Source organism: Acinetobacter endophylla, from assembly GCF_053543775.1.
The window spans coordinates 14445-30942 of the sequence record NZ_JBLVOM010000003.1 but is presented as its reverse complement, the minus strand read 5'-3'; the positions used below and the strand labels follow the sequence as shown (position 1 = coordinate 30942).

The window sequence follows — 16498 nt, the reverse complement described above, 5'->3', positions numbered from 1 at the left end:
ACGATACTCTCAATGTTTTTATTTAAGCAAATCGGTTCAAAGAGACTGGGCCAAAAGTTCGGTCCTCAGAAACTCAATCCAACGCAAGGGGCTATATATGGCTGGTGGAAAGTCAACTATCATTTACACACTGACCGACGAGGCGCCATTATTGGCGACTTATTCTCTGCTGCCGATCATTGAGACCTTTACTAAGCCAGCTGGCGTTGAGATCGTCAAAAGTGACATCTCTGTAGCTGTGCGCGTGCTCTCCGAATTTACAGATTACCTAAGCGAAGAGCAAAAGGTGCCTGACACTCTAGCTGAGCTAGGTCGTCTTACACAAGATCCAGACACGAACATTATCAAACTCCCAAATATCAGTGCTTCTGTTGGCCAGCTAACAGCGTGTATCAAGGAACTTCAGTCTAAAGGCTATGCAATCCCTGACTATCCTGAAAACCCGACCACTGAAGAAGAAAAAGCAATCAAGGCACGTTATAGCAAATGTCTTGGTTCAGCAGTAAACCCTGTTCTACGTGAAGGTAACTCAGACCGTCGTGCACCTGCTGCCGTTAAAAACTATGTGAAAAAACACCCGCACTCTATGAGCGAGTGGAAACAGTGGTCTCAAACTCACGTTTCACACATGGACGAAGGCGACTTCTACCATGGCGAAAAGTCGATGACTTTAGACCGTGCACGTAATGTGAAAATGGAATTGATCACCAAGTCTGGTGAAACCATCGTTCTTAAGCCAAAAGTTGCGCTTCAAGATGGCGAAATCATCGATTCAATGTTCATGAGCAAAAAAGCGCTTTGCGATTTCTATGAAAAAGAATTAGATGATTGTAAAGAAGCTGGCATCTTGTTCTCACTTCACGTGAAAGCAACCATGATGAAAGTTTCACACCCGATCGTATTCGGTCACTGTGTGAGAATTTACTACAAAGACGCATTTGAAAAACACGGCAAGCTTTTTGATGAGCTTGGCATTAATGTCAATAACGGTATGGCGGGGCTTTACGAAAAGCTTGAAACTTTACCAACCTCTGTACGTGAAGAAATCATTGCTGATTTACATGCTTGTCAAGAACACCGTCCAGCTTTAGCGATGGTTGATTCTGCCAAAGGCATCACTAACTTCCATTCACCAAACGACGTGATTGTAGATGCTTCTATGCCTGCAATGATTCGTGGTGGCGGTAAAATGTGGGGCGCTGACGGCAAGCCTTACGACTGTAAAGCAGTCATGCCTGAATCAACTTTCGCACGTATTTACCAGGAAATGATCAATTTCTGTAAATGGAATGGCAACTTCGATCCAAAAACCATGGGTACTGTACCTAACGTTGGTTTGATGGCGCAAAAAGCGGAAGAATACGGTTCACACGACAAGACTTTCGAAATTCCTGAAACAGGTGTTGCGAACATCACTGACCTAGAAACAGGCGAAGTGTTGATGTCACAAAACGTGGAAGAAGGCGATATCTGGCGTATGTGTCAGGTGAAAGACGCACCGATTCGTGACTGGGTGAAACTTGCAGTTACTCGTGCACGTAACTCTGGCATGCCAGCAATCTTCTGGCTTGACCCGTACCGTCCACACGAAAACGAACTGATCAAGAAAGTTGAAAAATACCTGAAAGATCATGACACCACTGGTCTTGATATCCAGATCATGTCACAAGTACGTGCAATGCGTTATACGCTTGAACGTGTTGCACGCGGTCTAGATACTATTTCGGTAACAGGTAACATCCTGCGTGACTACCTGACTGACTTGTTCCCAATCATGGAATTGGGTACATCTGCGAAAATGTTGTCTATCGTGCCGTTAATGGCGGGTGGCGGCATGTACGAAACAGGTGCAGGCGGTTCTGCTCCTAAACATGTACAGCAGTTAGTTGAAGAGAACCACTTACGTTGGGATTCACTCGGTGAATTCATGGCGTTGGCGGTATCTTTAGAAGAAATGGGTATTAAAGAAGGCAATGACAACATCAAGTTACTTGCCAAAACTTTAGACCGTGCAACTGGTAAATTACTGGATAACGACAAGTCACCTTCTCGTCGTACAGGTGAGCTTGATAACCGTGGCAGCCATTTCTACCTGGCGAAATTCTGGGCTGAAGAACTTGCTGCTCAAGACGAAAATGCTGAATTGAAAGCGAAGTTTGCACCTCTTGCAAAAACTTTAGCTGAAAATGAAGAGAAAATCGTTGCTGAGCTTGCAGAAGTTCAAGGCAAATCAGTAGACATCGGCGGTTACTACGCAGTTGATCAAGAAAAAGTAAATGCAGTGATGCGTCCAAGTGCAACGTTGAATGCTGCTCTTGCTTCTATGTAATGAGTTAAAAAATCGATTTAACCTTAGGTTAAATTGATTAAAAAAACCGGCGTCTAGGCGCCGGTTTTTTTATATCTGATTCATGCATCGTAATCACTGAAGTAATCCATTTTTTAAGCAGTTCTATGCAGTGTTATTTTCACAAGCTATCTTTTAAATCAAGAAGATAATTTTGAAGAGCAGATAAAAAGAAACAGGTTATTATTTTTCAGACAATAAAAAACCCCAAGACTGAATGTGCTTGGGGTTTTTTAGAATTTTGGTCCCGAGGGTCGGACTCGAACCGACACGTCATCTCTGACAGCGGATTTTGAGTCCGCCGCGTCTACCAATTTCACCACCTCGGGAGTGGATGAAAGGTATAATACGCGATTTCTCAGCACTGTCAACGCAGAATATTTTCATTTGTTTATTTTTAAAACAAATCGCATTTTTTCGTTTTAAAATCGAGCAATTCCCGCCATAAAAAAGAAAAAAGTTTATACTAGCCGCAGTTTTTTTAGCGTAAATCATCATGCAACTTTCTGATTTTAATTTTGATCTCCCCGATGAGCTGATTGCTCGCTACCCACTGGAAACACGCAGTGCCTCTCGCCTGTTGCACCTCGATGCCCAAGGTCAATATCATGACCATCAATTTACCGATATTCTGGATTTACTTGAAGACGGCGACTTGTTGGTATTAAACGACACCAAAGTCATGAAGGCCCGTTTAAAAGGTAAACGTGCTTCAGGCGGTGCGGTAGAAGTGCTGGTTGAGCGTATGCAAGATCGCTTTATTGCCTATTGTCATATTAAGGCCAGCAACACTCCGAAAGCCGGTGCAGAACTTTTTATTGGCCCGGATGCAGTGAAAGTGACCGTACAAGGCCGTCATGAAAATCTGTTTATTGTAGAATTTTCACAACCAATTCTCGATGTGCTGGATCAATACGGCGCCTTGCCGATTCCGCCTTATTTCAACCGTGAAGCGGAAGAGATTGATACTGAACGTTATCAAACCGTGTTTAATGACCCAACCAAACTGGCCAGCGTTGCAGCACCTACTGCCAGCCTGCATTTTGATGCCGATCTGTTGGCAAAATTGGAAGCCAAAGGGATTCAAAAAACTTTTGTGACCCTACATGTTGGTGCAGGTACTTTCCTGCCAGTGCGTACCGATGATATTCAAAATCACATCATGCACAGCGAATGGTGCGACGTCCCTGAAACTGCGGTCGAGATGATTCGTCAGACTAAAGCCCGCGGTAATAAAGTCATTTCTGTAGGCACGACTGCCACCCGTGCAGTCGAAAGTGCAGCACAAGCACATAACGGTGAACTGGCAGCCTGGACAGGTGATACCCAGATTTTCATCTATCCGGGTTATCAGTTTAAAGTGGTCGATCGTTTGATCACCAACTTCCATTTACCAGAATCGACCCTGTTAATGCTAGTGTCTGCCTTGTCCAACCGTGACAATATTCTGAATGCTTATAAGCATGCAGTAGACAGCAAGTATCGCTTCTTCAGTTATGGCGATGCCATGCTGGTTGATCAGGTACAATAAGCGAGAACCACTTCCATGCCGATCGAGTCTGTACAACAGTCCATTCATATTCGCCGCAAGAAAAATGCAGTGGTGTTTCAAAATATCGCTCGGCTTTGGGATCTGGGTCAACAGGCCAAAACGCATCAAGAACTGCTCGACGGGCTGCATCCTTGGAATGGCCCGATTACGCTCAAGTTTGAAAATAACCTGCCGCTTGCGCTTGCCGGAATTGGGCTTTTTCTGATTGGCAGCATTTTTATTGCGCCGGGAAATATCTGGATTCAGAGCAGTGTTTTTCTCGGCTGTCTCTGTATTTTCTGGGCTTATATTTGCTACGAACAGCAGCAGCCCTTAGAGGAAGTCATTGCTTTTCTGGAAGAACAAGCACTGGCCAAGAAATATCAGCTTGCCTTTCAAAAACAGCCACAGCATATTTCTATGCCACTTAATCCCCTACACTTTATCCGGCATTTAAAACAATTATTTCCAGTATTCAACCAAGGTTCGTTGAGTAATGAAATTCAGCGTTATGCCAGCACGGTATGGGAAGACGAAAACGGCCAGCAACATCAGGTACTACTCTTCCAATACCACTATATTGATGAAGTGCAGGCCCGAAACAAGGAAGGTCAGCCAGTCAAACTGATGCAGGTCCATAAAGACCTGTGGGGCGTGTTTGTTTTTGATATCCAGATTCAGGGACTGGCCGTTACGACTTCCAGAAAGAAATTTTATTATCCTTATAGCCATCCCTGGCACAGCAGCGATATTCGCACCAATCAGCGCTTAAGCTTTTATGGTAGCGATATGCTGCAAACTGCCAAATTACTCAGTCCGGGTTTTGTGCTGCGACTGGCCGACTTTTTTGAACAGCGTCAGGGTGATTTACTGTTTCACCCAGAAAATAAGATGCTGTGCTATCTAGGGCCCCATGATTTATTTCAGGTATCGAGCAAGCAGCAGAATATTAGCGATATTTCCACATTGCGCGGCCACCTGAGAACGTTTAAATTAAAACAGCTCGAAAACTTACAACATGATCTGCTGCAGTTTTTAAAATAAATTTTTCGCATCATTTTTAAAATATAGATATAGCTTGGGGAGATCTCGGATGGGATTTTTGATTTTATGTTTGATCATTGTGGCGCTGATTGTCACGATTATCATGATCCGCAACAGTATTGTCCGTCATCACAACGCCACGATTCGCGCCTGGTCGGATGTCGCCAGTTATGAACGGCAAAAACTGAAAATTCTGGATGGGCTGCAACCGCTGGTCGAGCAATACTCGAGTTTTGAAAAAGGCACGCTAGAAAAAGTCACCGAACTGCGTCAGAACATCATGAACCTGAATATCAAGGATGCCGATATTGGACAATTACAACGCATTGAAAGCCTGAATAAACAGTTGATGCATAGCCTGAATGTCGTGATTGAAAATTATCCGGAACTGAAAGCCAATGACATCTATCTGAAAATGATGGCTGAAATTGAAGAACAGAATGAAAATGTCGGTGCGGCGATTACCATTTATAATCGCAATGTCGAGCTGTTTAACAACCAGATCCAGATTTTTCCGCACAACATCATTAATAATATGTTACTCAGAAAAAAAGTGGTACGTCCATTCCGTGATCAAAGCGTGACACAGAATTTTGATTACCGTCCGAACTTTCACTGAGTGAACAGCAAGATCTGATAAAATTTTGCATCCTTGGCGCATTAACTTATTATAAAAATAGCCAAGGATGCGGCTGTACCTATCTAAAACTTATAATATAAAGAATAAAAATTATGCTGGATTATTTAGAGCACTTGCAACAGACGCTGGTCGAGGAATTTTATCGGTTATACGACCATTATCAGGATGATCAAATCTATGCCTGTAGTCTGGTCTTTGACGAATTTTTACTGCTGGATGATCTGGCCATTTCGACTGAACGCAGTATTTTTAAAGATCCGGAATATCTTCAGCAATATCTGGCGGAACAGGATCGCTGGAATGTCCGGAAATGGCGTTATCGGGCACATGCTTTGCCCCACTCTGGACTCATTCCCTTTAAAACCTTGCTGGCCGATTATTTTAAAACCCAGCACAGCTTTGGCCATCCGGTATTGGCACAGCAAAAACAGCTGCACGCGACGCATCTGGATTTATTGCTGGAGAGTTTTAAACAGGCCAAACATCGTCTTTCTGAGGCCTATGGTCTGGATCTGGATAGCATCCTGTTTTTCATGAGCCTGCCGACCCAAGTCGAATTTGAATGCCAATCTGCGCAGACCCTGAAGCCTGAGCATATTCATTTACAGAAATTTCTGGCATCCAGACAAACTACTCATTTACCTGCCATGCAGAAACGCTTGAAACTCTCGCAAAACGACAAGGATATTCTGATTGATCTGGAGCAGATGCTGGTAATGGAGCCTTATGACTATCTGCAAGTGGCGCAAGATGCCTATTTGCTGACCTTGGAATCCTACTTTGTCGATAGCAATATTTATATCCAGAAACTGATCCAGCATATCGCCGCAATGGCCTCGGAACCGGATGGCAGCTGTGCCCTTAGCCGGGAAGATATCCAGCAGCGCTTGCAGCAGTTTTCTGCCCATCCGCCAATATCTCCGGATGTTCTCTAGCTTAAGCGATAAATAAAATTACAGAGCGAATGCTCTACAATGCTGGCGTTTAGTGTAAGAATCAAGGAAAATAGCGCCCTTTAGCTATAACAATCAGCGAACTGTTTTTTCGCCTTGATGTGGAACTCCTATGAAGTTTGAAAAATTAGGTCAGTCGGGCCGTGCCCGTCGTGGTCGTTTAACGCTTGAACATGGTGTGGTGGAAACCCCGATGTTCATGCCTGTGGGTACTTATGGTACGGTCAAGGGCCTGTTGCCACGCGACATTAAAGAGATCAAATCTCAAGTCATTCTGGGCAATACTTTCCATTTGTATCTACGTCCAGGACTGGATGTAATTCGTGAACATGGCGGCCTGCACGGATTTATGAAATGGAATAGTCCCATTTTGACCGATTCAGGCGGCTTCCAGGTCTTCAGTCTGGGCGCAATGCGTAAAATTAAAGAAGAAGGTGTGACCTTCCGCTCGCCGATTGATGGTTCAAAAGTATTTTTATCTCCTGAAATTTCAATGGATATTCAGCACACGCTGAACTCTGACATTGTAATGATTTTTGATGAATGTACCCCGTACCCTGCGACGCATGAAGAAGCACAAAAATCTTTGCAACTTTCTCTACGCTGGGCCAAACGCTGTAAAACCCAGCATCATGACGTGCTGAAAAACCGTAATGCGCTGTTCGGCATTATTCAAGGCGGCATGTATGAAGATTTACGTGATGAATCTTTAAAAGGCCTGCTTGAAATCGACTTTGATGGTTATGCGATTGGCGGCCTGTCCGTGGGCGAACCAAAAGAGGAAATGATCAAGGTACTGGATTATCTTCCAGAAAAAATGCCTGCAGACAAACCGCGTTATTTGATGGGCGTCGGCAAGCCTGAAGATATTGTGGAAGCGGTGCGTCGTGGTGTCGATATGTTTGACTGCGTAATGCCAACCCGAAATGCACGTAACGGTCACTATTTTGTGACAGACGGCTTGGTGCGAATCCGTAACAGTAAATACCGTCATGACCAGAGTCCACTCGATCCGCATTGCGACTGCTATACCTGCCAGAACTTTACCCGTGCCTATTTATTCCATCTTGAGAAATGTGGGGAAATGCTCGGCTCTATGCTCGGTACGATTCATAATCTGCGCTATTACCTGCGTTTGACTGAAACAATGCGTGATGCATTAGACAACGGTACATTTGACGAATTTGTTCATGACTTTTATGCCCGCCGTGGCCTGGAAGTGCCACCTTGTCCGCAAGATTAATCCATCAGTATTTGCGCTGAGGAAAAAGACAATGTAAATTGCAAGAATATGTCAATTTATTATCGAGTTGATCACCAGTTTTTTATTTTAGGAAAATGTAATGAGCCTTTTTATTTCGACTGCTCACGCTGCAGGTGAAACTGCACAACAACCAAGCATGATGGCGAACCTTTTGATGATTGCTGTTTTTATTGCAATCTTCTATTTCTTGATCTGGCGTCCTCAATCTAAACGTGCCAAAGAACACCGTGCTTTGGTCGACAGCCTTGGCGTTGGCAGTGAAGTGGTATTTGCAGGCGGATTAATGGGCAAAATCACCAAGATTGAAGGTGACTTCGCAGTGGTTGAATTGAGCCGTGGTGTAGAAGTCAAAGTTCAACGTGCAAGTGTGATTTCAGTCCTCCCTGAAGGCACTTTAAATAACCTTTAATCAAAAATAGTCGTGCCCTCGCACGACTTTTTCATTTTAAGAAGAAAACGAATGCGTTACCCAGCATGGAAATATGTACTGATCCTGGTTGTCCTGGTGATCAGTACCTTATATGCCCTGCCAAGTTTGTATCCAGATGAACCTGCTGTACAGATTTCGGGTGCCAAAGCCGGTACTCAAATTGATGCAAGCATCGTACAAAAAGCAGAGCAAATTTTAAAAACTGAAAATATTGCCACCCATGACAATAGCTTTGGCAACAATGCAGCTTTATTACGTGTAGATTCAAGTGAATCACAGCTTAAAGCTAAAGAGGCTTTACGTCGTGGTTTAGGTGATGATTACGTGGTTGCATTGAACCTTGCCCCGACCACCCCAGAATGGCTGCAAAAAATTGGTGCCAAACCAATGAAGCTCGGCCTGGATTTACGTGGTGGTGTTCACTTCTTGCTTGAAGTGGATATGGACAAGGCCATTTCCCAGCGCATGGAAACCTCTGCGACGGATCTACGTCGTCAGTTACGTGATAACAACCTGAAATTTAATAGCCTGAATTTAAGCAACAACACCATTGTGATGCAGTTTGCCAACAATGATGATCGTTCTGCAACGATGGACTTCTTGCGCCGTAATGGCAATGAGTTTACCCAGCAGGCTGTTGCGACCGAGACCGGTTCGACCTTACGTCTAAACTATACTGATGTGCGTAAGCAAGAAATTGAATCTTATGCTGTCAATCAGAACTTGACCACTTTACGTAACCGTATTAACGAGTTAGGTGTGGCAGAAGCACTGGTTCAAACTCAGGGCAGCAACCGTATTGTGGTTGAGCTTCCTGGTGTGCAGGATACCGCTGAAGCGAAACGTGTCTTAGGTCGTACCGCGAACCTCGAGTTCCGTCTGGTGTCTGACCTGAATGATCAATATATTGATCCATATACCGGTCAGGCAACGGGTGCATTGCCACCAGGCACAGAAGTCTTTGCTTATGAGTCACTGGACAGTGGTCGTCAGCTCCTCTTGAACCGTAACCGTATCTTAACCGGTGAACGTGTTCAGAATGCATCAAGTGGCTTTAGCCAAGACACAGGCGGTGCTGAAGTTAACATTACCTTGGACAGCGCAGGCGGCAAACTGATGTCGGATGCCACCCGTAATGCGGTCGGCAAACGTATGGCCGTCTTGTTCATCGAGAACAAGCAGCGCATTAATTATGTGGAAGACCCTGCGACCGGCACTCAGACTGAAGTTCGTACCCCGTATACTGAATCTGTAGTCATTAACGCTGCAACCATTCAGGCAGTACTGGGTTCTCAGTTCCGTATTACTGGCCTGGACTCGCCGCAAGAAGCTGCTGAACTTGCCTTGATGTTGCGTGCAGGTGCGTTGGCTGCGCCAATGTACTTTGTAGAAGAACGTGTAATTGGTCCAAGTCTGGGTCAAGAAAACATCGATAAAGGTGTACTTTCAACTCAGATCGGTTTCCTTCTGGTTGCCATCTGGATGGTGGTATTCTTCCGTGTGTTTGGTGTGATTGCTAACTTTGCGCTGGTCTTTAACCTGGCGATGATTCTGACAGTCATGTCCTGGATTGGTGCTTCCCTGACCCTTCCGGGTATTGCCGGTATCGTGATTACCATCGGTATGGCGGTCGATGCCAACGTACTGATCTGTGAACGAATACGGGAAGAAATGAAATGGGGGGCTTCGCCAAAACAGGCGATTGTTGCTGGTTATGATCGTGCCTATAACACCATTTTCGACTCGAACTTAACCACATTCCTGGTGGCATTCATTCTGTTCGCGATTGGTACAGGTCCGATCAAAGGCTTTGCCGTAACCCTGATGATTGGTATTGTCTGCTCGATGTTTACTGCAATTACAGTAACGCGTGCCGTGGTACAGCTCATTTATGGCAAAAAACGTAACTTGAAAAAGTTGAGCATTTAAGGAGATCACTGATGACTGAAAATACTCAACTGAATCAAAAACAGTACGGTCGCCCGGAAGACGAACGCATTATTCCGTTTATGAAGATTGCGATGCCTGCGGCATTGTTTTCAATTCTCTTAACCGTTGCGAGTATCTTCTTTATTGCTACTAAAGGCCTGAACCTCGGTTTGGACTTTACCGGTGGTGTGGCAGCCGAGCTGAACTATACCAATCCGGTCAAACCTGAAGATGTCTCCAAGGCATTGAACCAGGCAGGCTTTAATGATGCTGTGGTTCAGACTTTAGGTTCTGAACGTGATCTGATGGTGCGTATGCCGGTTCAGGAAGATATCGAAGCTGAAGACTTGACCAAGGCTGTTACAGCAGCGGTTCAACTGCCAAATAATGCGGCAGAAGTACCCAAGGTCGATGTCGTCGGTGGACAGATCGGTAACGAGCTCTATGTCCGTTCTGGTGGTGCTGTGGCATTGGCACTCCTGCTGATGCTGGTCTATGTCACTATCCGCTTTGAGTTCAAGCTGGCCATGGGTGCCGTGTTGTCACTATTCCATGACATTATCGTCACCCTCGGGATTTTTGCGATGATGCAGTGGCCATTTGACCTCACTGTACTTGCAGCACTCCTTGCAATCATCGGTTTCTCACTGAACGATAATATCGTGGTCTCTGACCGTATCCGTGAGAACTTCCGTAAGATTCGTGGTGCAGAACCGGTCGAAATCATTAACATTGCCCTGACTGAAACGCTGCGTCGTACCATTCATACCTCTATGACCTTATTGCTGGTGGTGCTTGCCATGATGCTGATGGGCGGCGATGGTCTGAAATGGTTCTCGATCGCGATGTTTGTTGGTGTCTTTGTCGGGACCTATTCGTCCATCTATATCGGTACAGCCTTTGCCTTGTGGCGTGGTCTGAACCGTCAGGACTTTATTGTTCAGGTGAAGCCAGAATTTGAAGACGAGAACCAGATTCCATAATCTGTTCTGTTTCATGTTCATCGTTCAGCCCGTCTTATGATGGGCTGAATTATTTCTGCCGTTTGAATATATGGCAGTGGGAATAATCGCAATGACTGGATGGATTTTCTCAATATCAGTTTTTTGGAAAATCACCTGTCGATGTTCATCCAGGCTTTGGAATTCATAATGATCTTGAGCTTCGCTCACCAACTGCAAAATGAGCTGCAGGCCATTAACCAGATACACACAGAGTATGCCTGCAGTGGATAACTCGGCCTGTTTGTCACAGATCAGCCACCAGCCCGGTTTTAAGCTGGGAAAATAATACGGCCCTGCTACCTGAATTGCATAATGCTGTGCTTGCAGATGAAAAATATCCTGATTGAATGAAAATGCAGAATCTATAGGAATAAGTGCAAATGCCTGCTGTTGCACCACCTGCATCTGAAATAATACGCCTTGCTCTGGAATTGGAGCTAATTCAACTTTTGGCTCAGCCGACTGATCTAAAATAAGAGTATCCAGACCCAGTTGTTGTTCCAGTTCCCTTGCTGCCTTCTCCCCGATCTGGCGTTTGCTATTCAGCAATTGCGCAATATATGAAGCAGATAAGCCAAAATGTTCACAGATCTCTTTGCCGGTTTTAAATTGCTGGGTCTCGATCAGCAGATCAATCACCTTGGCCAGATTATTCCGTCTACGTTCAAATATTTCGGTCGCACTCATCTTGGGTTTCTGGTCTATTTTTTATGCATGTGATTCAAATACCTTACAATAAAAAAGCCCACAATTAAATTGCAGGCTTTTTAAACTTACATAACGGGAATTAAGTGCCCTGTACCAGACGGCGTGCACTGATAATTCCCGGTTGCTGCTCAAGACGGGCCAGCAGTTTGGAAAGTTGTGCCAGACCTTTGACTTCAATCAGCAGCTTCATATTGGCAATCCCGTCCGCTTCCGAAATGGTATTCACCTGACGGATATTGATCTGATCCGAGAAAATGACTTGAGTCAGATCCTTCAGCAAGCCGCGTCGATCATAAGCTTCCACTACAATCTGTACGCTCTGACCGCGAGTCGGCTGCATTTCCCAATCAGCTTCTACAGCACGTTCAGGCTCTTGAGTGATCATGCGAACATAGTCCGGACAAGCGACCTTATGAATGCTCACTCCACGATTCAGAGTGATATAGCCAGCGATCGACTCACCATGCACCGGTTGGCAACATTGCGCGACATGCAGTTCCACGTTATCCAGACCGTCGATCAGAATCCCGTGCGCTGACAGTGTATGACTGGCACGCGGATTCAAGGCAGGTTTCAGCACCAGTTCAGGTTCGTCCTGATCCAGATGCATGTGACGGTTCACCTGATTAATCAGGGCATGCAGGCTGATATCACCATTGACCAGATTCACCAGAATGTCATCACCGGTTTTGACATTGAAGTGGTTGCAATAATCACTCAGATCAATCGATTTCGGGTGAATTGCCAGACGTGACAATTCTTTGTTCAGTACTTCACGGCCAACTTCCAGGTTCTTGCTACGATCCTGCTGACGGAACCAGTGACGCAGCTTGTCCCGCGCACGGGCAGTCTTGATATAACCTAGCGAATTAACCAACCAGTCCCGATTAGGTTCCCGGTCTTTTTTGGTCAGAATCTCAACCTGTTCACCGGTTTTCAGGGTGTAGGTCAGCGGCACATAGCGCTGATTTACCCGTGCGGCATAGCACTTGTTCCCGACTTCGGTATGCACATGATAAGCAAAGTCGAGCACGGTCGAATCACGTGGTAGCTCTTTGATATCGCCATCACGGCTAAACACATAGATCTTTTCAAAGCCTTCAAAATCTTGAATATGCTCAAAATTCTCTATTTCATCTTCAGATTCTTTATGTGCACTGCTTTCATTGCGCTCTTGATAATGCTCAAGTACCGCACGTAGGGAATGCAGACGATGGTTAAAGGAGCGATCTGTGGTTTTTGCGCCTTCTTTATAATTAAAGTGTGAACATACTCCCAGCTCTGCTTCTTCATGCATGCTATGGGTACGAATTTGCACTTCAAGTGACTTGTTCTCGGCAATCACCGCAGTATGTAAAGAACGATAACCATTGGCTTTCGGATTGGTAATATAGTCATCAAACTGATGCGGAATATGGCGCCAGATCTGATGCACAATACCTAAAGTGTGATAACACTCCGGTACACTTTTCACCAGTACCCGTAAAGCACGAATATCATAGAGCTGGTCAAAGCTCAGGTTCTTGCTTTTCATTTTTCGATAAATCGAATAAATGTGTTTCACCCGGCCATTAATTTCAGCTTCGATGCCATGCTCGGCCAATTCATTGCGTAATTTATCAATCACAAACTGAATATACTGTTCACGCTCGAGACGCTTTTCATTCAGTAAGGACGCAATTTCTTTATAACGTTCCGGCGCAAGATAACGGAAAGCCAGATCTTCCAGCTCCCACTTTAACTGGGCAATACCTAAACGGTGTGCCAGTGGCGAGTAAATGGTCAGAATTTCTCGGGCCACCCGTTCCTGACGCTCACGTGAGGAATTGGCCAGTTCACGCAAGGCATAGGTACGTTCGGCCAGCTTGACCAGAACAACACGTACATCTTCGGTGACCGAGATCAGCATTTTGTAAATGCCAGACAGATGTTCACGCTGGTTATTATTGAAATGATCTTCCAGGCGTTTATTTTTTTCGATCAGCTCAGACAGCTTACCCATGGCAAGCGTACCTTTGACCAGGCTATGCACCTGTTCGCCGAACTGTTCCAATACTTCACTGAGTGGCATGACGCCTTCACGAACAGCACGATACAACATGGCTGCGGACAAAGTATCTTCATCGACGTGCAGATGCGCCAGAATATCCGCCATCTCAATACCGGTATAAAAGGTATTGGAGCGGTGCTGAACCGTACTTTGCAGCTCTCTTTCTAATGTTAAGTGGGCGACTTCTTCGAGCTGCGTTAAAGGTGCGCCATCTAATATGCCACGAACCCGATCCAACCATTCAGTCAGATCCTGGTGTGCTTGTTCGGCATGTTCTACAGTCGTCTCCTGTGACAACTCATTGAGTCGCCCAGGGAGTTGCTCACGTACTGTGACCATACCCGTCTCCTACTTTTAAAAACATCATTTCTTTAATCGTTTATTTGATTTTCTTTTTCGAACAATGCGATTGATTCAACATGTCCAGTATGTGTAAACATATCCATCACGCCCGCTTGGGTGAGACGATAGCCCTGTTGTACCAAGAGTCCTGCATCTCTGGCGAGTGTCGCAGGATTACATGACACATAAACGATTCTTTTAGCTCCAAACTGAGGGATATAATGCATGACTTCTTCTGCCCCGGCACGTGGCGGGTCGATTAATAATGCATCAAAACCTTGATTTGCCCAAGTGTGGTGCGAGAAATCTTTGGTTAAATCTTGTGAATAGAACGATATTTGTGCAATACCATTGTTTTTGGCATTTTCCGCACCACGTCGAACCATTTCATCACTTCCCTCGACCGCAATCACCTGACCCGACGCACCAACACAGCGCGCCAGCGGCAAAGAAAAGTTTCCTAATCCACAAAACAGATCCAGAACCCGTTCACCCTGTTGTAGCTGAAGCAAATCACATGCCAATCGTACCATTTGCGGATTGATGCTTGAATTTACCTGAGTAAAGTCCAGAGGATTAAAGCCGAATTTCACATCAAAGTCATCAAGACCATAGTGTAAGCGTGCAGATGCTTCTGGATCATCTATCCGCGAGAGCGTTTCTTTGCCGGCAGGCTGCAGATACAGTTGCCAGCCTTTCTGTAACGTAAATTCGCGCAATTGGTTGACATCATCGGCAGATAATTTTGCAGTTTCACGCACCAGCAGCGCAATGTCCTGATCCCCCATGGCCAATTCTATATGACCGATGTCGGCCTTACCATTCAGACCTTGCAGCAATTGTTTAAGACGTGTAACCGAGCCAAACTCGCGATCCAAGATCATACAGCGATCAATCGGTGTCAGTTTGTTGGACTGATTCTCACGAAAACCCACCACCAGCTGATCCTTGGAAGGTAGATAACGCACCCCAATCCGGGCTTTACGGCGATAATCTTCACGTTGTGAACGTAAAGGCGGTAGCCATTGATCAGGCTGGATTCCAGCAAAATGCTGTAGATGCGATTTCAGCACATTCTGTTTCAGTTCAATCTGCGCATCCGCAGCGATATGCTGCATATTACAGCCACCACAGATCCCAAAATGCGGACACACCGGCTTCACGCGAATCTCGGAAGCGTCGCTCAACAATTCAAGACTGTCGGCTTCTTCTAGCTTCTTAACTTCTCGGGTAATGCGGGCACGCACGGTTTCACCCGGCAAGGCATAACGGATAAAGACTTTCTTGCCATGTTTATGCTGCGGATGATCCGGATGTGAACCATAATGAGCGATGCCACGTCCCTCATGCGATAGTGACTCAACCTGAAAAATATACTCGGGTTGCTGGATAGGACGTGCTTGTGCTCGATGTTTCATGAAAACCTAGGGTGTGGAGATGGGAAAATCAAATTGGGTAAATTCAGTTCGTTGTGAAGTTTCACGCCAGACTGATAAAAAGTCCGCATGTTGCGGTTGAGTCTGCAAATATTGAATCGTGCTTTGCAGCAGATGCTGATAATCCGGCAGCAACAGCTGGCCTTTTAACAGCAACCAGCGGATATACACCAGCCAGGTATTCAGGACATCACCTTCACAATAAGACGTCAGTTCGGTCCATTGCTGATTGCGGACATATTCCGGAACCCGATAGGCTCCGTCACCGCGCTTGCCTGGATAACCCAGCAAATGTGCAACATCATCCAGCTTCTGGAAATGACGGGCATGAAACATGGCCATCACATCCATCAGGTCAACATGACGATGATGGTAACGATTCTGGTAGTTATTATAACGCTTTTGCGTATCAATTTCGCCCTGATCGAACAGACTCGGTGCAGAGAGTCCATGATACATGGCGCGGTATAAAATTACTGGTAAATCAAACTGTGAGCCATTCCAACTCACTAGAGTCGGATGTCGCTTGTCAAAAATGGACAAGAATTTTTTCAAAATTTCTGCTTCAGAATGCTGTTCTCGACTAAAGGAAAACAGCTTCATACCCTGTTCATCCATCCATAAACCGGAAATACAGACAATTTCATGCAGCGGTAAACGCTGAAAATCAGAGCCTGAATCCTGACGGCGTAATTTGGTCAAGGCCTGATCCAGATCTGCTTCGGGCAGGTCCAGACCAAACAGATGCGCGCCTGATTTGAGATCGGTTTGGGTTTCAATATCGAAAGTTAAAACAGGCAGGCGCATAAAACAGTGCTCA

The 16498-nt window shown here is 45.4% G+C and carries 13 protein-coding genes and 1 tRNA gene; 9 read left to right on the top strand and 5 right to left on the bottom strand.

All coding sequences use genetic code 11. The features are described 5' to 3' along the window. Positions 1-97: 97 nt before the first annotated feature. Positions 98-2329 (top strand): NADP-dependent isocitrate dehydrogenase, encoded by a 2232-nt coding sequence (locus ACNPNW_RS00640; RefSeq protein ID WP_448766388.1) that lies wholly within the window; start codon positions 98-100, stop codon positions 2327-2329. 260 nt (positions 2330-2589) lie between these two features. On the opposite strand, the gene ACNPNW_RS00635 is transcribed toward ACNPNW_RS00640, so the two are convergent. After that, positions 2590-2676: transfer RNA gene (locus tag ACNPNW_RS00635), tRNA-Leu, on the bottom strand. A 167-nt stretch (positions 2677-2843) separates the two neighbouring features. Between ACNPNW_RS00635 and queA the strand changes: the two genes are divergently transcribed. The 8 genes from queA to secF all read left to right on the top strand — a co-directional run bounded on the left by queA (position 2844) and on the right by secF (position 11121). Next, entirely contained in the window at positions 2844-3878 is a 1035-nt protein-coding gene (queA, locus tag ACNPNW_RS00630; protein ID WP_448766387.1) for a tRNA preQ1(34) S-adenosylmethionine ribosyltransferase-isomerase QueA, read from the top strand. A gap of 15 nt (positions 3879-3893) precedes the next feature. Then, on the top strand, positions 3894-4922 hold the full coding sequence (locus tag ACNPNW_RS00625) for a hypothetical protein (RefSeq protein ID WP_448766386.1): 1029 nt from the start codon (positions 3894-3896) through the stop codon (positions 4920-4922). Positions 4923-4971: 49 nt separating this feature from the next. Beyond that, the gene (locus tag ACNPNW_RS00620; protein WP_004645163.1) at positions 4972-5541 is read left to right on the top strand and encodes a LemA family protein; all 570 of its coding nucleotides are present in this window, start codon (positions 4972-4974) and stop codon (positions 5539-5541) included. A 113-nt stretch (positions 5542-5654) separates the two neighbouring features. Beyond that, positions 5655-6497 carry a hypothetical protein gene (locus ACNPNW_RS00615; protein ID WP_448766385.1) on the top strand — a complete coding sequence of 281 codons (843 nt, stop codon included), beginning with the start codon at positions 5655-5657 and terminating at the stop codon, positions 6495-6497. Between the two features lie 130 nt (positions 6498-6627). Beyond that, the gene (gene tgt, locus ACNPNW_RS00610) at positions 6628-7758 is read left to right on the top strand and encodes a tRNA guanosine(34) transglycosylase Tgt (RefSeq protein WP_004281657.1); all 1131 of its coding nucleotides are present in this window, start codon (positions 6628-6630) and stop codon (positions 7756-7758) included. Between the two features lie 100 nt (positions 7759-7858). Continuing rightward, on the top strand, positions 7859-8188 hold the full coding sequence (gene yajC / locus ACNPNW_RS00605; protein WP_004281656.1) for a preprotein translocase subunit YajC: 330 nt from the start codon (positions 7859-7861) through the stop codon (positions 8186-8188). A gap of 51 nt (positions 8189-8239) precedes the next feature. Further along, a complete protein-coding gene (gene secD, locus ACNPNW_RS00600) occupies positions 8240-10138 on the top strand; it encodes a protein translocase subunit SecD (RefSeq protein WP_004281655.1) in 1899 nt (632 codons plus the stop codon). A gap of 8 nt (positions 10139-10146) precedes the next feature. Next, a complete protein-coding gene (gene secF / locus ACNPNW_RS00595) occupies positions 10147-11121 on the top strand; it encodes a protein translocase subunit SecF (protein ID WP_171054344.1) in 975 nt (324 codons plus the stop codon). Positions 11122-11145: 24 nt separating this feature from the next. On the opposite strand, the gene ACNPNW_RS00590 is transcribed toward secF, so the two are convergent. The 4 genes from ACNPNW_RS00590 to ACNPNW_RS00575 form a co-directional block, all read right to left on the bottom strand. Beyond that, complete coding sequence (locus ACNPNW_RS00590) at positions 11146-11829, bottom strand: S24 family peptidase (RefSeq protein ID WP_004281653.1); 684 nt, start codon at positions 11827-11829, stop codon at positions 11146-11148. A 100-nt stretch (positions 11830-11929) separates the two neighbouring features. Continuing rightward, positions 11930-14239 (bottom strand): RelA/SpoT family protein, encoded by a 2310-nt coding sequence (locus ACNPNW_RS00585; protein ID WP_004281652.1) that lies wholly within the window; start codon positions 14237-14239, stop codon positions 11930-11932. A gap of 32 nt (positions 14240-14271) precedes the next feature. Continuing rightward, on the bottom strand, positions 14272-15660 hold the full coding sequence (gene rlmD, locus ACNPNW_RS00580) for a 23S rRNA (uracil(1939)-C(5))-methyltransferase RlmD (RefSeq protein WP_448766384.1): 1389 nt from the start codon (positions 15658-15660) through the stop codon (positions 14272-14274). Between the two features lie 6 nt (positions 15661-15666). Continuing rightward, positions 15667-16485: a 3'-5' exonuclease gene (locus ACNPNW_RS00575; RefSeq protein ID WP_044110575.1), complete on the bottom strand. Its 819-nt coding sequence runs from the start codon at positions 16483-16485 to the stop codon at positions 15667-15669. Positions 16486-16498 lie beyond the last annotated feature (13 nt).